Source organism: uncultured Martelella sp. (assembly GCF_963677965.2).
Taxonomy (GTDB): Bacteria; Pseudomonadota; Alphaproteobacteria; order Rhizobiales; family Rhizobiaceae; genus Martelella; species Martelella mangrovi.
On sequence record NZ_CAXXFM010000001.1, the window covers coordinates 1,071,929 to 1,093,819 of the forward strand.

The window sequence follows — 21,891 nt, forward strand, 5'->3', positions numbered from 1 at the left end:
GGACAGTCTCCAATGTTGAAAACAACAGGCCGAAGCCGCAATGATACCCCGCTCACACCAGCAGGCGCAGCGGGTCCTCAAGGGCGGCCTTCAGCGCGCCGAGAAGCCGCGCGCCCAATGCGCCGTCGACGGAGCGGTGGTCGACGGAGAGCGTGCAGGTCATCATCGTGGCGAAAGCGAGCGTGCCGTCGTCGCGTTCGACCGGGCGGCGTTCGGCCGCGCCGACGGCCAGGATCGCGCTTTGCGGCGGATTGATGATGGCGGCGAAGGAACTGACGCCATACATGCCGAGATTGGAGATCGAAAAACCGCCGCCCTGATACTCCTCGGGGCGAAGCTTTCCGTCGCGCGCTTTTGCAGCAAGGGCTTTCATCTCGGCGGAAATCGTTCCAAGGCTTTTTTCGCCAGCACGGCGGATGACCGGCGTGATCAGGCCGTTATCGGTTGCGACGGCCACGGCGATGTCGATATCGGCAAGCCGCAACATCGCCTCTTCAGTCCAGATGACGTTGGCATCGGGCACGGCGGCAAGGGCGACGGCGGACGCCTTGATGACGAAATCGTTGACCGAAATCCGCTCCGCCTTTTCGCGCCCTTCATTGATCTGCTGCCGCAAGGCGAGGAGCGCGTCGAGATTGCAGCTCATCTCCAGATAGAAATGCGGCACGGTGGTCTTGGCTTCCAGCAGACGCCGGGCGATGGTGCGCCGCATCGTGCTGTGGGGCACGCTCTCGTAAGGCCCGATGCCTGGCGGAATGGCGGCAGGAGCCGGGGTTTCCGCTGTTTCTGCCGCAATGGCTTCCGGTTCGGCGGCAGAAACGGCAGCGCGTTCGATATCGATGCGGACGATCCGGCCTTTCGGCCCGCTTCCGGCAAGACCCTCGAGTGACACGCCGCGTTCGGCAGCCAGGCGACGGGCCAACGGCGAGGCCTTGTGGCGTGCGCCCTCGCTGACAGCCGTTGCAACAGGCTGAGGCGCTGGCGCAGCGGACTGTGATGCGGCCTGTGGCGCGGACGGCGTTGCATCCACGGCAGGCGTTGCCGGTTTTGCAGGCGCGCTTTGCGCCTGCGGCAGGGATCCGGCATCCTCGCCGGCGGCAAGCAGCACGGCAATGGTCTGGTTGACGTCGGCGCGCTTGCCCTCGGCCACCAGCAGCCGGCCAATGGTGCCGGCGGCCTCCGCTTCCAGCTCCATCGTCGCCTTGTCGGTTTCGATTTCGGCGATCGGTTCGCCAATTTCCACCGCATCGCCTTCGGCCTTCAGCCAGCGCGCGACAATGGCATCTTCCATGCCGGCGGAAAGCGCCGGCAACACGATATTCACGGGCATGTCGGTTTTCCTTCCGCTTCAGCCGGCCAGCGGCAGGCCCTGGGCCGCCATGACGGCGGCAAGGCCGGCCTCGATGTCCTGCGGCCGCGCGGCAGCAGCGGCCTCCAGAACCTTGGAGATCGAGGGCGAGGCTTCCGCGCCGTGGACGCGGGCGACCGGCTGGTCCAGCCAGTCGAAGCACCGGCGCTGCAGTTCATCGGCCAGCCAGCCGCCATAAGACGTGCCGGACGCGCCCTGTTCGACGATCAGGACATTGCCGGTCTTGCGGACCGAGGCTTCCACCGTCTCCCAATCCAGCCCGGCCCGGTCGAGGCTTCTCAGATCGATGATTTCGGCATCGACGCCGAGTTTTTCCACGGCCTGCCAGGTCTTCTCCACCATCGAAAGATAGGTCAGCACCGTCATCCGTTCGCCCTGGCGCACCACTTTCGCCTTGCCGAGCGGGATGAAGTAATCGAGGTCGTCGGCGGGCGCCGGGCCCCTGGAGGCGTAAAGGTCCACATGTTCGATGACCAGAACCGGATCGCGGCACAACAGCGCGGAGTTCATCAGGCCGACATAGTCGAACGGCGTCGACGGCGCGACGATGCGCCAGCCGGGCGCGGTGGCGAAAATGCCGGCGGGGTCCATGGAGTGCTGCGAGCCGTAGCCGGTGCCCATCGCCACCTTGGTGCGCAGCACCAGCGGCATGTCGCTGTCGCCGCCGAACATGTGCCGCGCCTTGCCGATCTGGTTGAACACCTGATCGGCTGCCACCCACATGAAATCGGGATACATGAATTCGATCACCGGTTTCACGCGCCCGTCGGCGGCCATGCCGGCGGCAATGCCGGTAAAGGCGTTTTCGCTGATCGGCGTGCCGAGCACGCGCTCGGGAAAGGCATCGGACAGACCGCGCGTCGCCCCGTTTGTGCCGCCTTTCAGGCGGTGAACATCCTCGCCGAGAACGACGATGCGCTCATCCTCGCCCATGCGGGCGGCCATCACATCGGCGACCGTATCGACAAAGCGGGCATTCTCATCGATCGCGCCGGAGAAGCTTTCCTGCTCCTCGAAACGAACGCCGTCGAATTCGGACAGGTCGCCGCGCAGGCCGGAATCGCGGAAGCTTTCCTCCGGCCAGAGCGCCGGAATGATCCGCTTTTTGCCGTCATGGGTTTCCGTCAGCTCGCCGGCAATCTCGTCCATCAGGCTGACGCAACGCGTGCGCAGCGCCGCAACGGCATCCTCGCCGATGGCCTGGCGCTGCTGCAATTGCGCCGCCAGCCCGTTAAGCGGGTCGCGGCCGCGCCATTCGGCCTCCTCCGCCTTGCTGCGATAGCCGAAGGCGCTGCCCGGCAGGGGGCCGTTCTGGTGGAAATAGCGGTAGACATCGGCCTCGATGATGGTCGGGCCGCCATCATTGCGCATGATGTCGTTGGCGGCCTCGCTTGCCAGCTGGACGGCAACGGCGTCCATGCCGTCGACCTTGAAGGCGGGAATGCCGAAGGCGAGCCCGCGCGAGGACAGGCGCGGCTCCGCGGTTACTTCATCGACATGGGTCGACACGGCGTAGCGGTTGTTTTCGATGAAGAAACAGATCGGCAGTTTCCACGCCGCGGCGATATTCATGGTTTCCAGAACCGAGCCGATATTGGTCGCGCCATCGCCGAAATAGGTATAGACGACATCGCCCGTCCCTGCCTTCTTGTGGGCAAAGGCGGCTCCTGCGGCCATGGGAACGCCGCCGCCGACAATGGCGTTGGTGCCGAGATTGCCCGCTTCCGCCCAGCGCAGATGCATCGAGCCGCCGCGCCCCTTGCAGAACCCCTGCGACAGGCCGCAGATTTCCGCCAGCGTGCGTTTGGCCAGAGCCCTGATATCACTGTTGAATTCGGCGGTCGGGTCGATCCCGTCGGGTGCGACATAGACCAGCGCCTTGGCCAGGAACTGGTGGTGGGCGCGGTGCGAACCATTGACCTGATCGCTGGCGCGCAGCGTGATGGCGGAGCCAACCGCGCCGCCTTCCTGGCCGATGGCCGAATGGGCGGGACCATGCACGAGGTTCTGGCCCGCCAGATCGAGAACCTTCTCCTCGAAAGCGCGGATCAGATGCATTTCAGCCAGCATTGAGCCACCCATGCCCAGATCGAATGCGGCATAATCGGCGGCGACGGGTCTGATTTCGCGCCAGGGGCTTTTCGCGACGAGGTCAATCTGTTCGGGCATTCTTGTCTCCGGGGGAAGGCTTTATCTGTTTTGTCAGTGATGCTGCGGCATTGTCAGGCGGCCAGAAAGCCGCCATCGACAGGCAGGATCGTGCCGGTGATGTAGCTGGCCATGGATGACGCGAGGAAAATCACCGGGTCGACCACCTCACGGGTTTCGCCGATGCGTTTCATCATCACCCGGTTCATGAACCAGTCGGCGCCACCGGGGCGGTTGAGCTGGGCGACGGCCATCTGGCTCATCATGATGCCGGGCGCGACGGCATTGACGCGAATGTCGTGCGGGGCGAGATCACGGGCCATGACCTGGGTGAGCGAGCGCACCGCACCCTTGGACACCACATAGCCGGCCGTGGAACCGCCCGCGACAAAGCCCGCGACGGAGCAAAGGTGGACGATGCAGCCCTTGCCGGCTTTCAAGGCAGGAACCAGCGCGTGGGACACGTTGAAGGTGCCTTCGAGATTGACGGACATGATATTGTCCCAGACCGTTTCGGCCTCCGGCGTGTCGAAGGCCGCGCGCCCGGCGACGCCGGCATTGTTGACCAGAATGTCGAGCTTGCCATGACGGCTGACGATATCCTCGGCAAACGCCTTCACGGCGGCGCGGTCGGTGATATCGAGCGCATGACTTTCGGCCTCAAGCCCCCTGTCGCGGATCGTGCCGGCCTCGATGCCGGCGGCAGCACCGTCCCTGTCGGTCAGGATCATGCGCGCGCCCTGTGCGGCCATGCCGGTGGCGATTGCCGCGCCGAGGCCGCGCCCCGCGCCGGTTACAAGGGCCAGCTTGCCCTTCAGCAATTGTGTCATCGTCTGTCCTCCGGCCGTCAGGCCATGTAGATGCCGCCATTGACCTGAATGGTTTCGCCGGTGATGAAGCTTGCCGCCGAACTGCACAAAAAGGCCGCGACGCTGGCGATCTCGGATGGCTGGCCGAGGCGTTTCAGCGGCGTCTGGGCAAAGGTTTCCTCCGCGCGGGTCTGGAGCAGGTCGGCCACCATCGGCGTTTCGATGATGCCCGGCGCGATGCCGTTGACCCTGACCTTCGGCGCAAGCTCGCGCGAAAGCGCGCGGGTGAGCGAGACCATCGCACCCTTGGTCGCGCCGTAATGGGCGTTGGAGAACGCGCCGCGATAGGCCGCCAGCGAGGCGATGGTGACAATCGAGGCGTCGTCGCGCAGCGCGGTCAGCGCCCGGCGGCAGAGATAGAAAACCCCGTCGAGATTGACCGAAACCGTGCGGTGCCATTCCGCATCGCTCATTTCGGCAAAGGGTTTCGACTGGTAGATGCCGGCAGACGGAATGAGAAAATCGATCCCGCCGAAACGCTCGACGGCCAGTTGAATGGTCGCTTCCGCATCGTCGGCGCTGGCGGCATTGGCCTGCAGCGTCGCGACCCGGTCGGGTTTGCCAAAATGCGCAACCCAGTCATCGAGGCCACCGATATCGAGATCGGTCAGAACCAGATTGCTGCCGGCATCGTAAAAGGCTTGGGCAAGGGCGCGGCCGATGCCGCCATTGGCGCCCGACAGGACCAGCGTCCTGTCGGAAAAGTCGAACGTCGTGTTGTTTGCGGACATGTCTGTCTCCTCCCCGGCGCCCTAGTGAACCGCCGCGTACATGATCTTTTCCTCCGTTGCGGAACCGGGCGTGAATTCCTCCACCACACGGCCGAGACGGCAGACCAGAATACGGTCGGAAAGGATCATGATTTCAGGCAGGTAGGAGGAAATCACCATCACCGCGATGCCGCTGTCGGCAAGATCCTCGATGACCTTGTGAATTTCCGCGATGGCCCCGACATCAACGCCGCGCGTCGGCTCGTCGAAGATCACCAGTTTCGGCTTCTGCACCAGCGATTTGGCAATAACGACCTTCTGCTGGTTGCCGCCGGACAGTTCGACAATGCGGGCATTGGGGTTGATGGCGCGGATCTGCAGGATTTTCGACCACTCCTCCGTCACCGCCTGCGCGGCGCTGTTGAGAACAACGCCGCCCGGCGGGCGCTCGGTGGCAAGCAGCCCCATATGGATATTCTGCGAGATCGTCATCGTCTCGAAGAAACCTTCGGCCTTGCGGTCCTCGGTGATGTAGACGATGCCGTCGCGCACCGACGGGCGCGGTTCGCGGTAGCGCACGGAATGATCGCCGAAATGCACTTCGCCACCGTGGAAGATATTGCGCTTGATGACGCCGGCGATGATTTTGGCGGTTTCCGTCCGGCCGGAGCCGATCAGGCCGAAAAAGCCCGTCACCTGCCCCGAATAGAGCGAAAACGAGGTGTTGTGCACCATCGAGCCCATGGAGAGATTCTCGACGCTGAGCACTTTCTTTCCGGGCTGGCGGACATCTTCATCGGTGCGCTTGCGACCGTAAAGCTCGTTGGAAAGCGAGCGGCCGACCATGGCGCGGATGATGCCGTCGCGGTCGAATTTCGACGTCACGTCGGAGGCGACCATCTCACCGTCGCGCAGGATCGTGATCCTGTCGGAAATCGCCAGCGCCTCTTCCAGCGCATGGCTGATGAACAGGATCGAGACGCCGGTCTTGCGCAACCGGTCGACCAGCGAAAAGAAGTAGTGCTTTTCCTCCGGCGTCAGCGTCGCGGTCGGCTCGTCGAAAATGATGACGCGCGATTTCAGCCGCACGGCGCGGGCGATTTCGACAAGCTGTTTCTGCGCCGCGCCGAGGCTGGACACCGTCGCCCATGGGTCGACGTTGAAGTTCAGCGAAGACAGGAACTGCTGGGCCGCGATATAGAGCTTGCGCAGCCGGTTGAACGCTTTCTCATCGCCGAGATAGAGGTTTTGGGCGACCGTCATGGAGGGCACCAGGCTGGTTTCCTGGAACACCATGGCAATGCCGTTGGCCAGGGCGTCGGCCGGCCCGTCAAGCTGCACCTCCCTGCCATCCAGCAGCAATTTGCCGGCAGATGGCGGCGTGACGCCGGCGATCATCTTGCTCAGCGTCGACTTGCCGGCGCCGTTTTCGCCGAGCAATGCGTGAATTTCGCCCTTGTGCAGGGCAAAATCGACATTCCTGACGGCATGGACGCCGCGATATTCCTTGGAAGCGCCCTGAAGTTCGATCAATGTCTCGGTCATGATCCTATCTCCCCGCTTTCGTGTCGGTGGACAGGGCAAGCACGGCGTCTCCCCCCTTCGAGGTCACGAAGACGCGGTCCGCGTCCGCGATGACGCTGGTGATGCCGTGACGCCTGCCATCGGCGCGGCTGTGGTAGCTAGCCTCGGGCGTGAAGTTTTCGGCAAAGCGGACCAGCAGGCCGTAGGAGCGGGTCGGCGCCCAGGCTTTGAGAACGCCGAGCTGCTTGACCGCGCCCCCCTGAAGCGGTTCGCGGAAGCTTTCGCCCGAGCGCAGCGCCGGCGCCATCCACAGGTCCTGTGGAATCTCGCGCATCATGGTGGTGCGGAATTCCTTCTCGCGCAGGACGAATTCGACCAATTGCCGGCGCGGCGCGAACAGGCAGAGCCAGATCTTGCCGCCGACATGCGTCAGCCGCCCCGGATAGGCCGGCAGACCGCTGACAATGGTCTGTTTCTTGCCATCGGGCGTCAGCGCGTCGATGCGATGACGCCATGCTTCCGACACGGCCAGCCGCCCGTCATCGAGCATGGCGAGCCCGGCCGGCCAGGCAAGATTGCCGGCGATCTTGCGGGCAGCCGCACCGGCCTCGATGCACCAGACGGCCCCGTCGGCGCGCAGCGACATCAGATTGCGCACCCAGTTGTCGGCCGTATCGATGGTCGAGCCCACGGCGACATAAAGCGTGGACGCGCCATCGAAGCAAAGAGCGGTAACTGCCGTCAGGCCATCGATATCGCCGCCGACCGTGCGACCGTCCAGCGCGCCGCCGCGCAGGGCAATGCCCTCGCCGGAAACCGCCACGGCCAATGTTCCGGCGCCGTCGCTGGCGAGCGCCAGTATCTCACCACCGAAGGTTTCGACCGGTTCCGATCCGCCCTCTGCCGCGAGGCGATAAAGCACCGCGCCGGAGGAGAACAGAAATGCGCCGTCATGAAAGACCAGATTATCGGGGGCCGTGATATCGGCGACGCTGTCAGCCCTGTCGAGCGCATCATTGGGCATCAGCGCGCCATCCATGGGCGGCACGGTGACCGCGGCGTCTCCGGCGCCGAAGAAATTGTCGTAGGCCCGTTTGACGAATGAGATCATGACAGCCCCCAGTAAGCCTTCTGGCTTGTCCATTCCGGGTCGGCATCGGGAAGCCTGTGGCGGCCGATCCGGTTGTTGTTGATACCGCCGAGATAGAGGTAGCCGCGATGTTCGCGCACCGAGGTGATCTGCGGATGGGATTCGCCGTTGAAGTCCCAGAGCGATTCCGTCACCTCGCCCTCAAGCGAGAATTTCAGCACACAGCCGGTGTTGAGGTTGGGATAAAGCCACTCGTCCATCGCCACGCGCTGCGCCATGCGCCGGCGGAAGGCCGGGAAGCCGAGGCTCAGATCGAACGTGGGCGAACGCATGCCGGCAAGGGCGCACCAGAACCGGCCGTCCGAGGCGAGGTTGATATTGTCGGGATAACCGGGCAGATCGGCGATCACCGTTTCCACCTGCCCCTTTCTGGGACCGTCGAACCAGAAACGGCTGACGCGGCAGGCCCAGGTCTCGGCGAAAAGCAGGGATTCGCCGTCGCCGACCATGCAGATGCCGTTTGGGAAGACGCGCCCTTTCAAAACGGTGCTGGTGCTGCCGGTTTTCGGATCATAGGCGATGATGCGGCCATTGCCACGGCCTTCCAGCGCATCGACGCCCCAGTCCGAAACGCCGTAGCGGATCGTGGCTTCGGAGAAATACACCCGTCCGTCGCTGGCGATGTCGAGATCGTCGGCCATGCGGATGCGGGAATCGTCGATGACGGAGAACAGCGAACGCGGGGTTTCATCGGAAAGGCGGATGATTTCGCGTTCGGGGGTGACCTTGTAGAGCCCCATGCCGGCAACACAGGCATGCAGGTTGTCATCGGCATCGAAGGCGAGGCCCAGCGGAAAGCCGCCAAGATGAACGAAGACTTCCGAACGGTCATATTCGGGCGGGAAGAAGCGGACGATGTCGCCCTGCCTGCCGCCGGTGTAAAGATTGCCGTGGGAATCGAAGATCATGTCTTCCGGCCCGTCGAGTTCACCAAGGCCGATCGCGGACACATCGCCCAGGCGGTCGTTGACGGCATAAGGCGATGCCGTGCCCGCCGTCGTTTCCGGCGCATCCGGCAGTTCGAAATAGGTCGGGGAGACGTAGACACGCGACAACAGCTTGTTGCGGTTCTTCAGCCAGCGGATATCAACGGCGACAGCCAGAAGAAGCAGAAGGCCGAGAACCAGAGGGGAAGCGCCGCTCGCCATATCGAGGCGGATCAGGCTGTTGGTGACGAGAAGGACGATCACCGTGCCGATCAGCGCCTTGAACACCGAACCGCGGCCGCCGCCGAGACTGACGCCGCCCAGAACGGCCGCCGTCAGAACGGTGACCTCCAGCCCCATGCCGGCTTCCGGGCTGACGCTGCCCAGACGCGCGGCGTAAAACAGGCCGCCGGTCGCGGCGAACATGCCGGAAATGACATAGGTGAGGCAGACCGTGCGGCGCACCGAAATACCGGCATTGAAGGCGGAGCGGCGCGACCCGCCGACGGCGAGGATATGCCAGCCGAAGCGGGTGCGGCTCAAGATGATATGGGCGATGATCGCAATGCCGACCAGCAGCAGGAAATCAAACGGCGTGCCGAACAGATTGCCCTCGCCGAGGAAGAACCAGGCATCCGACATGTTCATCGCCATGCCGACATCGCGGGCATAGGCCAGGACGAAAAGATCGACGATGGCGCGCACGATGATCAGCGTTGCCAGCGTCGTCAGAAACGCCCGCAGTCGCAGGAAACCTACCAGAATGCCGTTGACCAGACCGACGATTGCACCGGTCGCGATGACCGCCGGGATCGCCATGTAAAGCGGCCATTCGAGATAGTTGATCAGCGTCAGGGCCGTGAAATTGGCCAGCGCGAAAATCGAGCCGACGCTGAGGTCGATGCCGCCGGCCAGCATCACGATCGCCAGCCCCATGGTGACGAAGGCGATCTCTCCCAGCTGCCGCGCCAGATCGGAAAAACCCGCAGCGCTGAAGAAATCGGGGATCAGCGTGCCGAAGATCGAAACCGCGACGATGAGGAAGAGGAACGGGATCGCATTGTCGATCCAGCTCTTGGAAAGCAGCTCACCGAGCAGGTGATCGGGCACCAGCCGGTAGCGCCACTTGGCGTAGGATTTTGAGAAGGACATGCGAAGAACGCCTCGTCTTGAAACTGTTGGTCCGGACGGACACCCCGCAGGATGCCCGTCCATCGCTCGGGAGGATCAGAACGGCGCCGCGGCGACGTCTTCCATCGTCCAGCAGGACGTGGGGCCGAGGGTGTCGCGCGAGATATCCTTGACGGGGGTATAAAGCGCATAGGGCTGAGAGCCGGCCTTGGCGCCGACCTGGAACACCTGGGCGATCGCGTCGGTCAGATCGCGCGCCTGGCCGAAGGCGTCATAGCTGACATAACCGCTGAACGTGCCGTTCTTGATGTTGTCGCAGGCCGGCTTCTGGCCGCCGCCATTGGTGATCAGCGCGATGTCGTCGGTCTTGCCCGCTTCGCGGATGGCTGCGGCAACGCCGGCATCCATGACTTCCCACAGGCCGACATAGCCACAGAGATCCGGGTTCTGCTTGATGACGGTGGAGGCGACGGCATGCGCCTTGGTGGCATCCCAGTCGGCAGACTGGCTGGAAACGACCTTGATATCGGGATTTTCAGCCAGCACATCCTCGATCGCGGTCATGGTGATGGCGTTGTTCGGATTGGTCGGCGTGCCCTGCATGATCGCGATCTTGCCAGAGCCGCCGTTTTTCGGCGAACACATGTCGACGGCCATTTTCGCCTGATGCAGGCCGATCTCGTACCAGTTCACGCCGACATAGGCATCGGTGGTGGTGATCGATTTCAGATTGATCTGAATGACCGGAATACCGGCCTTCTGGGCGCGCATCAAAAGGCGGGCATAGACCTGCATGTCGGGATTCTGGACGACCAGCAGATCGGGCTTTTCGCTGATCAGGGTGGTCAGCGCCTGGGCGCCTGCATCCCCGCTCCAGTTGGGATCGCGGATGGAGAAGTCGTAGCCCAGCCGCTTGGCCTGGGTTTCCATGCCCTTGGCCCAGACCTGCGGCAGATCGAAGCTCATCGCCAGCGGCAGGAAGACGACTTTCTTGTCCTTGAAAGCCTCGAAATAGGACGGTGCGATGCCGTCGTCGAATTGTTCCGCTTGTGCGCCGAATGCCGCTGAGCACAACACAACCGCCGCCGCCGCGAGGCGTGCGAAGAGTTTTGACATAACTGTTCCTCCCAATGATGTCAGGGTCCAGGGCATTTCCGCTGAAAACGGAAACACGAAAAATGCCCTGTCACTTGGTTTCCGCGCGTCCGGACGGAAAACCGGGTTCCACAATTCCTGGACGCGCTCTAGATATCCCCCTGCTGAGCAGTCTGCTCATCGCGGGGATTGGCGATGCTATCGAAGATGATAGCGATCAGCAGTACCGAACCCTTGACCAGGTTCTGTACGGTGAACGACATGTTCAAAATGGTCATGCCGTTGAGAAGAATACCGATCAGCAGCGTGCCGACGATGATGTTGCGCACCCCGCCCTTGCCCCCAGACAGCCCGATACCGCCGAGAACCACCACGAGAATAACGTCGTAAACCATTGTCGACTGGGCGACGCGGATATTGACGGAGGCCAGAAGCGAGGCGGTGACGATCCCGGCGCCATAGGCGATGATCGACGAGATCAGATATTGCAGCACGGTCATCGGCCGCACCGGAATGCCGGTGATCCGGGCGCCGGCGCGATTGTCGCCCATGGCGAAGAGATAGCGGCCCCAGCGGGTGAACTGCAGAAACAGCCAGGCAACGACCGACAGAAGCGCAAACCAGACGACGGGAAGCGGGATGCCGAAGAAAGAATTCGACAGCGCACGCATCCAGGTTTCGCTTTCGGGCACATAGATAACGTCGAGATCGACCAGCGCCATGCGGCCGAAACCGTAGACGACAATCGCCATGGCCAGGGTCGCGAAGATGGCAGGGATTTCGACATAGGCAACCAGAATGCCGAGGATGATGCCGACGACGGCGGCGAAGGCCAGGCCGAGCGCCACAGCTGTGAGGGAATCGACGCCCTTGTTCATCAGCCCCACGGTCCAGGCTGTCGACATTGCCATGGTTGCGACCATGGTCAGGTCAATGCCGCGGCCGATGACGACGATGCCCATGCCGATGCCGAGAATGCCGAGAATGGAGACGTTCTGGACCAGTGACAGAAGATTGTCGGTATTGAAAAAGCCGGGCAGGAGCAGCGAAAATCCGACAAACAGGACCGCTGCGATCGCAAAGACGATGTTTTCCTGCGTCAGCTGCAGCTTGAATTTTTCGCGAGACGGGCTGGTCCCCATTCTCTTTCCTCCTCATCGAACCTCACGGCGACAGACAATACCGCCTCCAGCGATATCGCGATGCGGACACTCCTTCTGTCCGACCGCCATCTGTCTTGATTGATGTCAATACAGCTAATCCGCTTGTCTGACAAGCAGAAAATCTGATTGAACGCAAATAGCGGATAAGGTAGTATCACGCCCTGTGACAGAGTAAGGGGCGGCAAACACTTCCGATGACAGAGACAGACAGACAGATCCGGCGCTTTGCGCCCCCCAGAAGTTTTGCGGACAAGATTGCCGATATCCTGCGCAACGAGATTTATCGCGGCGTCTTCAGACCCGGAGAGCGTCTGCCGACGGAAGGAAAGCTTTGCTCAACATTCGGCGTCAGCCGTGCCGTCGTGCGCGAGGCCATCAGCGCCCTGAAACAGGACGGCATCCTCGAAAGTTATCAGGGACGCGGCATTTTCGTGTCGGACCGTCCGCCCGAGGCGACGTTCCGCCTGGCGACGGCCGATCTCGATGATCTGGAAGAGCTGGAGCGCGTGCTTGAATTTCTCATTGCCCATGAGACCGCGGCAACCAGCCTTGCCGCCGAGCGGCGGACGGAAGAGGAATTACAGCAGATCAAGGATGCGCTTGACGCGATGAATGCGGCGATCACACGCAATGAAGCCGGCGTCGACGAGGACCTGGCTTTTCACGCGGCGATCTCGGCTGCGACCAACAACGAGTTTTTCGTTTCCTTCAATGCTTTTCTGGAAAACCGGGTCCGCCACCTCATCCGCGAGGCCCGCGCCAACAGCTCGCGGGCCGGCCTGACGAAATATGTCCAGCAGGAACACGATGAGATCTATGCCGCGATCGAAGCCAGGGACCGGGACGCGGCCCGCATTGCCGCCGAGCGCCATCTGCGCAACGCTGCCGAACGCTTGCGCCTGAGAGGGACAAGTCGCCACGGGGTCTGACACGGTCTTTCGTCATTGGCTTTTGATATGCCTGTGAAGCGCGATGCAGGGCACAAAATCAGCAATATTTCCTAGACGATGGCAATCATCGTGGTGTGCGGCAGGGTGGCCGTGAGTTTGTCGGCCCAGGCCTGCAGATCACCATCGGCAACCAGTGCCAGCACGGAGCCGCCAAAACCGCCGCCGGTCTGGCGGGCGCCGCAGGCGCCGAGCGCGACGGCGGTTTCGACAATGGCATCAGTCTCGGCCACCGTGATCTCGTAATCGTCCTTTTGCGAGATATGGCTGTCGAGCATCAAACGGCCGAAAACACCCGCGTCTGCGGCGCGAAGCGCTTCAAGACCGTCATGAACCCGCTGGTTTTCCGTAACGATGTGACGAGCCCGGCGGTAAAGCAGTTCCGGAAGACCGGGCTTGCCGCCGAGAGCATCCGCCTCCAAATCACTGAGCATCGCGACCTCCAGCAGTTTGCAGGCCTGCTGGCATTCGGCCACGCGTGTTGCATAGCCGTCTTCGGTCAGTTGATGGCTGACGCCGGAGCCGACAATCACGAAACGATAGCCGGGGATCGAAGGTGCGGGAGCGTATTCCAGCGTTCTGGTGTTCAGGAACAACGCCATTCCCGGCGTTCCCACCGAAGATGCGAACTGGTCCATGATGCCGCAGGGCATGCCGACGAATTTGTTTTCGACGGCCTGCGCCTCGATCGCGACAGACACCGGGTCTGCCTTGCGGCCAAAAAACTCAGCGACCGCTTTGAGCGTCGCAACTTCAAGGGCTGCCGAGCTTGAAAGCCCTGCCCCCATCGGCAGGGTTGTCGCAAGAGCGATCCGGATGCCGCTCGCGGCAACATCTTCGGCGCATGCCGATTTGAGACAGCCAAGCACATAGTCGGACCAGTCGCCGGCCCGGCTTTCATCGATGGTCCGGGTGCGCACGGCATCAAACGTACTTGAAAAAAGCTCGACCTTTCCGGGCGTATTGCCGCGAGCGACAGCAATACCGACTCCAAGCCCTTCAAGCGCCATCGGAAGCACGAAGCCGCCATTATAGTCGGTATGTTCGCCGAGGAGATTGACGCGTCCGGGCGCAAAGGCCGCGGTTTCCGGTCGTCGTCCGAAATGCTTCTCAAATGCAGCAGCCGCCAGCTGACGCGGATCAGTGCTCTTCATGGTTCGCACTCCGCAAAAGCCTGTCCTTGTAGTGAATATCGGAAAGCGAGCGTAAACGTTCGGCAGCGGTTTCAGCCGTCAGGTCGCGCTGCGCTTCCGCCAGCATTTCATAGCCGACCATGAACTTGCGGACCGTGGCGGAGCGCAGCAGCGGCGGATAAAAATGGCAATGCAGCTGCCAGTGTTGATGATTACCGGCGCTCAAGGGCGCACCATGCCAGCCCATCGTATAGGGAAACTCGGTTTCGAACAGATTGTCATAACGCGTGCAAAGCCGCTTCAGGATGTCGGCCAGCGCCACACGTTCGCGCGCGTTCAGATCCGGCAGGCGCAGGACATGACGTTTCGGCAGAACAAGCGTTTCGAACGGCCAGACGGCCCACCACGGCACAACCGCCAGCCAGTCATCATTTTCAACGACGATGCGTTCGCACTTTTTGGTTTCGCTTTTCGCGTAATCAAGCAGCAGAACGTTACCGGTCACGGCAAAATGGTCAGCCTGATTGCGGTCTTCGCTGACCACCTCGTTGGGCAGGAAATCGGATGCCCAGACCTGGCCATGCGGATGCGGCTGGGAACAGCCCATGGCCGCGCCCTTGTTCTCGAAGACGGCGACCCAGTCATAACGCGCGCCCAGTTCTTCAATCTGGCCGGCCCAGGCATCGACAACACCCTTGATCGCGGTGACAGGCAGTTCTGGCAAGGTCAGGTCATGGCGCTCGGAAAAGCAGATGACCCGCGCGGTGCCATGAACGTTTTCGGCGCGAAACAGGCGATCTCCGTTCAGTCTCCCGGTGGGCGTATCTTCCAGAAGGGCCGGAAAATCATTGTCGAAAACGTAGACACCCTTGTAGTCCGGGTTTACCGCGCCGGAATTGCGTTTATTGCCAGCACAGAGGTAGCAGTCGGGATCATGCGACGGCTTTTCCGTCACGGTCGCCTCTTCCTGACCGCCCTGCCAGGGGCGGCGACCGCGATGCGGAGAAACCAGTACCCATTCATTCTTCAAAGGGTTGAAGCGCCGGTGCGGCGCGCTCTGCGACGTGTTTTCGTCCGTCATGGGACCCGTCCTATTTGTTGATTGCGAAAGGGCCGTAATGCGGAGCCTGATGCCACCGCCAGGCGGTTTCGATAATCGTTTCCAGCGCGTCGAACTGCGGCGCCCAGCCGAGCACGGTTTGGGCACGCGCGCTGTCGGCAACGAGGATGCCGGCGTCACCGGGCCGGCGCGGGCCGATTTCATAGGGGATGTCGCGGCCGGTCACCCGTTTTGCCGTCTCCAGCACCTCCAGAGTCGTGAAGCCGTTGCCATTGCCGAGATTGAAGACATGCGCGCCCTCATTGCCATCCATGAAATCGAGCGCCTTCAGATGTGCCGAGGCCAGATCCAGCACGTGGATATAGTCGCGGATGCAAGTGCCATCGCGGGTGTCGTAATCGTCTCCGAACACCGTCAGCCGGTTTCGAAGGGAAAGCGCGGCCAGCAGCACCTGCGGGATCAGATGGGTCTCGGGATCATGCGCCTCGCCGGTGCGGCCATCGGGATGCGCGCCGGCAGCGTTGAAATAGCGCAGGCACACCGAACGCAGGCCAAAAGCCGTCGCCATATCGGACAGCACCTGCTCAACCATGCGCTTTGACCAGCCGTAAGGGTTGAGCGGCGCCATCGGGTGGTTTTCATCGATCAGTTCCGTCAGCGGATTGCCGAAAACGGCCGCCGTCGAGGAAAACACCAGCTTGCCGACACCGGCATTGCGCATGGCATCCAGCAGGTTGAGCGTGCCGGTGACATTGTTGCGGTAGTAAAGTTCGGGATGCTCGACCGATTCACCGACAGCGATCAGCGCGGCGAAGTGGATAACCGCATCGAATGAATAGCGGGAAAGCACATCCGCCAGATCGGCCGGGTTGAGAAGGTCGCCGCGTTCCAGCGTGACGCCGGGAATGGCCTCGGCATAGCCCTGGGAAAGATTGTCGAACACCACGACATCATGGCCTTCGTCCTGCAGAAGACGGACCATGTGCGAGCCGATATAACCGGCACCGCCGCAGACCAGAATATTGCGTTTCATTGTCTTGCCTCTTTCATCACGCTTCAGGCGATCCGCTCGCCCTCGACCACCCACATGGTGGCGGGCCAGGAAAGCGGAAGATTGATGCCGTGGGTCATCAGCGCCGCACCCGACATGGTCACATCGCCAGTCACGAGCGCGACATGACCGCGCGACTGCGGCGGCCGGTCTTCCGGGTTGACCAGATGCAGGCGATAGCGTGCGTTCGGGTCCAGAGCGGCCAGTTTCTGCGCCAGTGGCAGGGACTGGGCCGCGCTTGCATGACGACCGGCAAACACAACGAAACGGCTACCGTCGGCAGCGATCTGCAGCTCGGAAATCACCGCCTCATCATCGCTGTCGAGGGGGATCGTATCGCCCGCCATCCGCCAGTCGCGCGTCTGCTTCCACCAGCGTGTCACCCGCGTGAGAATTTCGCTTTCTTCCTCATCGAGTTCGCGCGGGTCCATCTCGAAACCCATATGCCGCTGGGCGGCGACCCAGGCCCTGAACGACATCGGCAGGATGCGCCCGGACGAATGGCTCTTGCGCGGGCCGACATGGCTGCCGGTAACGGCAGGCGGCAGAAGCAGCGCGGCCTCGTGCTGCATGCGCAAGCGTTCGATGGCATCGTTTGAATCCGAAAGCCAGACCCGGTGCGTGCGCGCCAGAATGCCGATATCGATACGCCCGCCGCCTGATGCGCAGCTTTCGATCTCGACTGTCGGATGGGCGGCCCGCAACCGGTCGAGAAGCGCATAGACGCCGTCCGTCTGCGCCGCGTCGACAAGCGGCAACAGCCGGTTATGGTCCCATTTCAGATAGTCGATATCATGCGCGCGCAGGATCGCATCGAGGACATCGAAAAGATAATCCCGCACCTCCGGCCGTGAGAGGTCCAGAAGGTGCTGGAAACGGCCCGTCAGCTGATCTTTCGGACCGAGAAGCCAGTCGGGGTGGCTGCGGTAAAGGTCGCTGTCGAGATTGACCATTTCCGGCTCGACCCAGAGACCGAAACTCATGCCCTCGCCATGCACCTTGTCGATCAACGGCGTCAGACCGTCCGGCCATTTGCGCCGGTCGATCGTCCAGTCCCCGAGCGAACTCGTGTCATCATCACGTTTGCCGAACCAGCCATCGTCCAGCACGAAGCGTTCCGCGCCAAGGCGGGCGGCGCGCTCGGCAATCTCTGAAAGGCCTTCGAGCGAGTGATCGAAATAGATCGCCTCCCAGCAATTGTAGTGGACGGGACGCGAACGCGCCGGATCGGGCCAGACCACGACCTGATCGCGGATATAGCGCTGAAAACTGCGGGCAATGCCCGCCTCGCCTTCGGTGGAAACCGCCATGACGAGATCGGATGACGAAAACCGGGTTCCGCGCCCGTCCGCATCCCAGGCCCGGCCCATCTGCAACTGCCGCCGTCCATCGGGCAACTGTTCGGCCACAAACCGGTGACCGCCGGACCAGGCAAGCTGCAAGGCATGGACTTCGCCTGCGGTTCTGGTTGCCCCGCGCAGCGGTATCATCGCCATTGGCGGATGTTCGTGACCCGAACGGCCGGTGCGCGCTTCACGCATGCGGATACCGTGCGACCACGGCGTTTCCTGACGGTGGAACTCACGCAGCCACGTGCCGTGCCAGTCGGTTATCTTTTCCGAGGATTGTGCGCCAGGCAGAACCGGCGCGGCAAGCCAATGGCAGCAAACCGGCGTCTGCGATCTCACCTCGGATGACGCAACAATAACGTCTCCGACGGTTTTGAAATGCGCCGAGTAGGCAAGACCGAGCGTTTCGTCCGAAAACCGCAGCGTCAGCCCGTCATTGTCGTCAGCGCTCTCAAACCGGAATGTCGGCTGCAACACGCCGGCCTCACCGGACAGCGACAACCCCGCCTGCCCGGGAAACGGCGCGGAAGCCTCGGGGCAGATCGACAGCGGCACGGTTGCGTCCAGCATGCCGCCGCCAAGGTCGATATCATGCGCGGATGAAAGCATGCCGAGGTCTTCATCCTCCGGCAGGTTCGAGCCCCAGTATATTGCTTCAGCCATTCCCTGATTGCGGATACGCAGGACGAGGGTCTGGACCGGCGTGTCGAGCCGGTAATGGATGGTATTCATGTCGGACCTGTTGTCATGGTGGGTGCCGGTCAGTCTCGAACATACTTTCGTTTGAGGATATCGCCACTGCCGGTATATCGAAAAATGCTGTCAGCGCAGCCGCTGACCATTGGCGTCGAACAGGAAGGCCTTTTCCGGATCGAAGGCGGCGATGATCGCTTCGGCGGGGCGTATCCGGCGGGCATCGGCCAGCTTCATGACGATCCGTGTTCCGCTGTCATCGCGCGCATAGACGTAGGATTCACCGCCGAGATTTTCGACGATGTCGGTTGTCAGATGGAGTTGAGCCTTGCCTTCGCCCGACAGAAACTCCGGCCTGATGCCGAGCGTCACCCTGTCACCGGCCTGCGGGCGATTGTCGTGAAGCTGAAGCGTAACGGGATCGGCTTTCACATCTTGAAGTCTGATGGTCACTGCATCGCCTTCAACCTGTTCGACAGCGGCGGACAGGAAATTCATCTTCGGCGAGCCTATGAAACCGGCGATGAAGATATTGTCGGGATCGTCATAGAGCGTGAGCGGCGCGCCGGCCTGCTCGATCCGCCCTGCCCTGAGCACCACAATCTTGTCGGCCAGCGTCATGGCTTCGACCTGATCATGCGTCACATAGACGATTGTCGTGCCGAGCTCTTTATGCAGCCGGGCAATTTCAACACGCATGTTGACGCGCAATTCGGCATCGAGATTGGACAGCGGCTCATCGAACAGAAACACATCCGGCTTGCGCACGATGGCGCGGCCAATCGCGACACGCTGCCGCTGACCGCCGGAAAGCGCGCGCGGCTTGCGGTCGAGGAGATCGCCAAGTTCAAGCACCCTGGCCGCCTCATTGACGCGGCGGGTGATCTCATCCTTGGGGGTTTTGTCGAACCGGAGACCAAAACCCATATTTTCGCGAACCGACATATGCGGATAGAGCGCATAGCTTTGGAACACCATCGCCACGCCGCGTTTGGCCGGATCGACATCGTTCATCGGCTTGTCGCCGATGGCGAGCGTGCCGCCGGTGATATCCTCAAGGCCGGCAATCATGCGCAGAAGCGTCGACTTGCCACAGCCCGACGGACCGACGAAGACGCAGAACTCGCCTGCTTCGATCTTCAGACTGACATCATGGATGATATGGGCTTCGCCATAGCTCTTGTTGATATCCTTAAGTTCCAGACTCGACATCGCGATGTCCTCCCGGTTCCGGCCTGCCGGCGCATCGGGTTTGCGCCGGTCAGATACGGAGATTTCTGTCTCGCCGGATGTTCCGGCATCTTTGAAAAGACCCCCGCCATGTTGCGGACATGGCGGGCGCTGATTGGGGTTCCGGCAATCAGAAAAGCCAGTTGACCTCGTCATTGGCCTGTTCCAGCACCTCCTGCGGATCGCCCTGCCCGAGCATCACGCGTTCAAGTGCGGCCTTGACGATCGAAGCAATCTCGTTGCCGTAATCGGTGATCGGCGGCGCAAAGGTGGTCTCCGGCGTCGCGACTTCCGTGAAGGCCGAGACATCGATGCCCTTTTCGGCATAGGCCTCAACCGTTGCATCCATCAGGTCCTCCTGAGCGGGGAACACGACCGCCGAACCGGCGACAATCGACTGGCAGGCATCGGAGCCGAGAAACTGTACCCATTTCCAGGCCGATTCCTGAACCGGGCTTCCACTCCAGATCGAATCCGCGAGACCGTTGAACATGGTCTTGCGGCCTTCCGGACCGGCAGGGATCGGCGCAAAGGCAACCGACGGCTTCGACTGGTGGTAAAGCCCGATCAGCCACGAGCCGGTAACCGTCATCGCCCCCTTGTCGGAGAACATCAGGGTTTCGGCGCCAAGACGCCCGGTCTGCTCGACAGTGGGCATGAAGTGATGGACACGGGCGAGATCGCGCAGCCACACCAGCGTTTCCGTCAGTCTGGGATCATCGAAATTGTAATGATCGGACCAGGGTTCATCGATGAACTGCCAGCCGGTGCTGGCCGCCAGATAGGCCCATTCGGTTTCACCCTGGGGGCTGAGCGGATTGAGCACAAAGCCAAAAGTGGCGACGGAATTCGGATCGAAGCCTGCTTCATCGCCATGCTTGCCGTTCGTGTCGACCGTCAGCCGGGCGATCACATTCTGGAAACTGCCGCCATCTTCCGGGTTCCAGCTCATGTCCGCCAGATCCTCCGGCGTCATGCCGGCGGCCTCGAGCTTGTCCCTATCATAGGCCACGGCGACAGTGGCCCAGTCCTTGGGCAGGCCGTAGACCGCACCGTCCTTCGACCAGTTGTCGAGAAGCCCCGGCAGATAGCCGGCGGTATCGTAATCCGCGTCCTCGATCAGCGGCGCCAGATCGACGATCATGTCGTTGGCGGCAAATTCCGGCAGTCGCATCAGATGGTTGACGAAGACATCGGGCGCATCGCCGGAAATGAAACTGGTGGTCAGGTTGGTCCAGTACTGGTCCCAGCCGGTCTGGGTGATTTCGATCCTGATATCCGGGTTTTCCGCCTCGAAGGCATCGGCGCACTGCTGATAGACCGGGGCCTGCTGACCATCCCACATCCAGTAGCGGACGGTATCCTGGGCAGACGCGACGGCCGGGGCCAGCGCCGTTGCCGATATCAGGACGCAAAGGCTCAGTTTCTTCATATTTCTCTCTCCCATTGTTGAGTGAACAGCATCATTTCATGCCGCTTGTCTGCAGGGACTCGACGATGCGGCGGCCGAAGAAGACAAGCAGGACCAAAACCGGGATGATCGAAAGCATCACCGCGGCCATAAGACCGGTCCAGTCGGGTTGCCCCTGCCCGGTCTGGCTTTGATAGTTGGCGAGCGCGACGGCCATGACCTGCACATTTTCCTTCTGCCCGACCAGAAACGGCCAGAAGAAGTCGTTCCAGGCCTGGATCGAAAGCAGGATCGCCAGCGTTGCCAGGGGTCCGCGCTGCAGGGGAAGCGCGATGTGCCAGTAGACACGGAACCAGTTCAGGCCATCGAGCCGCGCGGCTTCTTCCAGTTCCTTCGGCGTCGACAGGAAAAACTGGCGCAAAAAGAAAACCGCAAACGGCAGCATCAGAATGTTCGGCGCCACCATGCCCGCAAAGGTGTTGAGAAGACCGAGCTGCCGGATCAGGATGAAGTTCGGAATGAACAGCACGATCGAGGGGATCATGGTCGCGGCGATGAAGCTGTAGAACAGCGCATCGCGTCCGGGAAACCTCAGCCGCGCAAAGGCGTAGGCCGCAAGCGAGGAAAAGAACAGCTGCCCGGACACCAGAAGACCGGTGTAAACAACGCTGTTTCTGAGCGCGATCATGAAATCGATCGGCGAGCCGGTATTGGCCGGCGGCGGCACATCGCTTGGCAGCCCCAGAACCCGCAGGAAGTTTCCGAATGTGATCCGATCGGTCCACAGGCTGTCAGCGGAGGTAAAGACATCGGACGGGAAGGTGATTGCGGTTTTCAGCGCCATCCAGACCGGCAGCAGCGAAACGAAGCAGAAGACCGCCAGAACGCCGTAACCGACAAGCCGTTGAATATTGAGTGTGCGTGGCATGACG

At 61.9% G+C, this 21,891-nt stretch carries 17 protein-coding genes; 1 reads left to right on the plus strand and 16 read right to left on the minus strand.

Annotated features, from left to right (window positions below; genetic code table 11):
• Nucleotides 1-52: 52 nt before the first annotated feature.
• From ACHZCU_RS05160 to ACHZCU_RS05200, 9 genes are all read right to left on the minus strand, one after another.
• A complete protein-coding gene (locus tag ACHZCU_RS05160; protein ID WP_319517923.1) occupies nucleotides 53-1,330 on the minus strand; it encodes a pyruvate dehydrogenase complex dihydrolipoamide acetyltransferase in 1,278 nt (425 codons plus the stop codon).
• Between the two features lie 18 nt (nucleotides 1,331-1,348).
• Nucleotides 1,349-3,538: a thiamine pyrophosphate-dependent enzyme gene (locus ACHZCU_RS05165; RefSeq protein ID WP_319517924.1), complete on the minus strand. Its 2,190-nt coding sequence runs from the start codon at nucleotides 3,536-3,538 to the stop codon at nucleotides 1,349-1,351.
• A gap of 53 nt (nucleotides 3,539-3,591) precedes the next feature.
• Nucleotides 3,592-4,347 (minus strand): SDR family oxidoreductase, encoded by a 756-nt coding sequence (locus ACHZCU_RS05170; RefSeq protein ID WP_319517925.1) that lies wholly within the window; start codon nucleotides 4,345-4,347, stop codon nucleotides 3,592-3,594.
• A 17-nt stretch (nucleotides 4,348-4,364) separates the two neighbouring features.
• Entirely contained in the window at nucleotides 4,365-5,117 is a 753-nt protein-coding gene (locus ACHZCU_RS05175) for an SDR family NAD(P)-dependent oxidoreductase (RefSeq protein ID WP_319517926.1), read from the minus strand.
• Between the two features lie 21 nt (nucleotides 5,118-5,138).
• Entirely contained in the window at nucleotides 5,139-6,641 is a 1,503-nt protein-coding gene (locus ACHZCU_RS05180; protein ID WP_319517927.1) for a sugar ABC transporter ATP-binding protein, read from the minus strand.
• A gap of 4 nt (nucleotides 6,642-6,645) precedes the next feature.
• Nucleotides 6,646-7,731 (minus strand): strictosidine synthase, encoded by a 1,086-nt coding sequence (locus ACHZCU_RS05185; RefSeq protein WP_319517928.1) that lies wholly within the window; start codon nucleotides 7,729-7,731, stop codon nucleotides 6,646-6,648.
• Nucleotides 7,728-9,848: an SMP-30/gluconolactonase/LRE family protein gene (locus ACHZCU_RS05190; RefSeq protein ID WP_319517929.1), complete on the minus strand. Its 2,121-nt coding sequence runs from the start codon at nucleotides 9,846-9,848 to the stop codon at nucleotides 7,728-7,730. Before ACHZCU_RS05190 ends, ACHZCU_RS05185 begins: the two co-directional genes overlap by 4 nt.
• Nucleotides 9,849-9,923: 75 nt before the next feature.
• The gene (locus ACHZCU_RS05195; RefSeq protein WP_319517930.1) at nucleotides 9,924-10,943 is read right to left on the minus strand and encodes a sugar ABC transporter substrate-binding protein; all 1,020 of its coding nucleotides are present in this window, start codon (nucleotides 10,941-10,943) and stop codon (nucleotides 9,924-9,926) included.
• A gap of 128 nt (nucleotides 10,944-11,071) precedes the next feature.
• Nucleotides 11,072-12,064: an ABC transporter permease gene (locus ACHZCU_RS05200; protein WP_319517931.1), complete on the minus strand. Its 993-nt coding sequence runs from the start codon at nucleotides 12,062-12,064 to the stop codon at nucleotides 11,072-11,074.
• A 215-nt stretch (nucleotides 12,065-12,279) separates the two neighbouring features.
• On the opposite strand from ACHZCU_RS05200, the gene ACHZCU_RS05205 reads away from it, so the two are divergent.
• A complete protein-coding gene (locus ACHZCU_RS05205) occupies nucleotides 12,280-13,014 on the plus strand; it encodes a FadR/GntR family transcriptional regulator (protein WP_319517932.1) in 735 nt (244 codons plus the stop codon).
• A 71-nt stretch (nucleotides 13,015-13,085) separates the two neighbouring features.
• On the opposite strand, the gene galK is transcribed toward ACHZCU_RS05205, so the two are convergent.
• The 7 genes from galK to ACHZCU_RS05240 all read right to left on the minus strand — a co-directional run bounded on the left by galK (nucleotide 13,086) and on the right by ACHZCU_RS05240 (nucleotide 21,887).
• The gene (gene galK, locus ACHZCU_RS05210) at nucleotides 13,086-14,186 is read right to left on the minus strand and encodes a galactokinase (protein WP_319517933.1); all 1,101 of its coding nucleotides are present in this window, start codon (nucleotides 14,184-14,186) and stop codon (nucleotides 13,086-13,088) included.
• A complete protein-coding gene (locus tag ACHZCU_RS05215; protein WP_319517934.1) occupies nucleotides 14,173-15,246 on the minus strand; it encodes a UDP-glucose--hexose-1-phosphate uridylyltransferase in 1,074 nt (357 codons plus the stop codon). The genes galK and ACHZCU_RS05215 overlap by 14 nt, the downstream gene beginning before the upstream one ends.
• 10 nt (nucleotides 15,247-15,256) lie before the next feature.
• Nucleotides 15,257-16,258 carry a UDP-glucose 4-epimerase GalE gene (gene galE / locus ACHZCU_RS05220; RefSeq protein WP_319517935.1) on the minus strand — a complete coding sequence of 334 codons (1,002 nt, stop codon included), beginning with the start codon at nucleotides 16,256-16,258 and terminating at the stop codon, nucleotides 15,257-15,259.
• Nucleotides 16,259-16,281: 23 nt separating this feature from the next.
• Nucleotides 16,282-18,357 carry an alpha-galactosidase gene (locus ACHZCU_RS05225; protein WP_319517936.1) on the minus strand — a complete coding sequence of 692 codons (2,076 nt, stop codon included), beginning with the start codon at nucleotides 18,355-18,357 and terminating at the stop codon, nucleotides 16,282-16,284.
• A 90-nt stretch (nucleotides 18,358-18,447) separates the two neighbouring features.
• A complete protein-coding gene (locus ACHZCU_RS05230) occupies nucleotides 18,448-19,530 on the minus strand; it encodes a sn-glycerol-3-phosphate ABC transporter ATP-binding protein UgpC (RefSeq protein WP_319517937.1) in 1,083 nt (360 codons plus the stop codon).
• A 148-nt stretch (nucleotides 19,531-19,678) separates the two neighbouring features.
• Entirely contained in the window at nucleotides 19,679-20,980 is a 1,302-nt protein-coding gene (locus ACHZCU_RS05235; RefSeq protein ID WP_319517938.1) for a sugar ABC transporter substrate-binding protein, read from the minus strand.
• Between the two features lie 31 nt (nucleotides 20,981-21,011).
• Nucleotides 21,012-21,887, minus strand: a complete 876-nt coding sequence (locus tag ACHZCU_RS05240; RefSeq protein WP_106308362.1) for a carbohydrate ABC transporter permease — start codon at nucleotides 21,885-21,887, stop codon at nucleotides 21,012-21,014.
• Between the last annotated feature and the right edge of the window lie 4 nt (nucleotides 21,888-21,891).

Bases quoted from the DNA above. Each gene is read 5' to 3' on its own strand.
- galK (WP_319517933.1), bottom strand. From the start codon at position 14,186: ATGAAGAGCACTGATCCGCGTCAGCTGGCGGCTGCTGCATTTGAGAAG.
- ACHZCU_RS05195 (WP_319517930.1), bottom strand. From the start codon at position 10,943: ATGTCAAAACTCTTCGCACGCCTCGCGGCGGCGGCGGTTGTGTTGTGC.
- ACHZCU_RS05200 (WP_319517931.1), bottom strand. From the start codon at position 12,064: ATGGGGACCAGCCCGTCTCGCGAAAAATTCAAGCTGCAGCTGACGCAG.
- ACHZCU_RS05165 (WP_319517924.1), bottom strand. From the start codon at position 3,538: ATGCCCGAACAGATTGACCTCGTCGCGAAAAGCCCCTGGCGCGAAATC.
- ACHZCU_RS05160 (WP_319517923.1), bottom strand. From the start codon at position 1,330: ATGCCCGTGAATATCGTGTTGCCGGCGCTTTCCGCCGGCATGGAAGAT.
- ACHZCU_RS05225 (WP_319517936.1), bottom strand. From the start codon at position 18,357: ATGAATACCATCCATTACCGGCTCGACACGCCGGTCCAGACCCTCGTC.
- ACHZCU_RS05205 (WP_319517932.1), top strand. From the start codon at position 12,280: ATGACAGAGACAGACAGACAGATCCGGCGCTTTGCGCCCCCCAGAAGT.
- ACHZCU_RS05235 (WP_319517938.1), bottom strand. From the start codon at position 20,980: ATGAAGAAACTGAGCCTTTGCGTCCTGATATCGGCAACGGCGCTGGCC.
- ACHZCU_RS05215 (WP_319517934.1), bottom strand. From the start codon at position 15,246: ATGACGGACGAAAACACGTCGCAGAGCGCGCCGCACCGGCGCTTCAAC.
- ACHZCU_RS05240 (WP_106308362.1), bottom strand. From the start codon at position 21,887: ATGCCACGCACACTCAATATTCAACGGCTTGTCGGTTACGGCGTTCTG.
- ACHZCU_RS05190 (WP_319517929.1), bottom strand. From the start codon at position 9,848: ATGTCCTTCTCAAAATCCTACGCCAAGTGGCGCTACCGGCTGGTGCCC.
- ACHZCU_RS05175 (WP_319517926.1), bottom strand. From the start codon at position 5,117: ATGTCCGCAAACAACACGACGTTCGACTTTTCCGACAGGACGCTGGTC.
- galE (WP_319517935.1), bottom strand. From the start codon at position 16,258: ATGAAACGCAATATTCTGGTCTGCGGCGGTGCCGGTTATATCGGCTCG.
- ACHZCU_RS05185 (WP_319517928.1), bottom strand. From the start codon at position 7,731: ATGATCTCATTCGTCAAACGGGCCTACGACAATTTCTTCGGCGCCGGA.
- ACHZCU_RS05170 (WP_319517925.1), bottom strand. From the start codon at position 4,347: ATGACACAATTGCTGAAGGGCAAGCTGGCCCTTGTAACCGGCGCGGGG.
- ACHZCU_RS05230 (WP_319517937.1), bottom strand. From the start codon at position 19,530: ATGTCGAGTCTGGAACTTAAGGATATCAACAAGAGCTATGGCGAAGCC.
- ACHZCU_RS05180 (WP_319517927.1), bottom strand. From the start codon at position 6,641: ATGACCGAGACATTGATCGAACTTCAGGGCGCTTCCAAGGAATATCGC.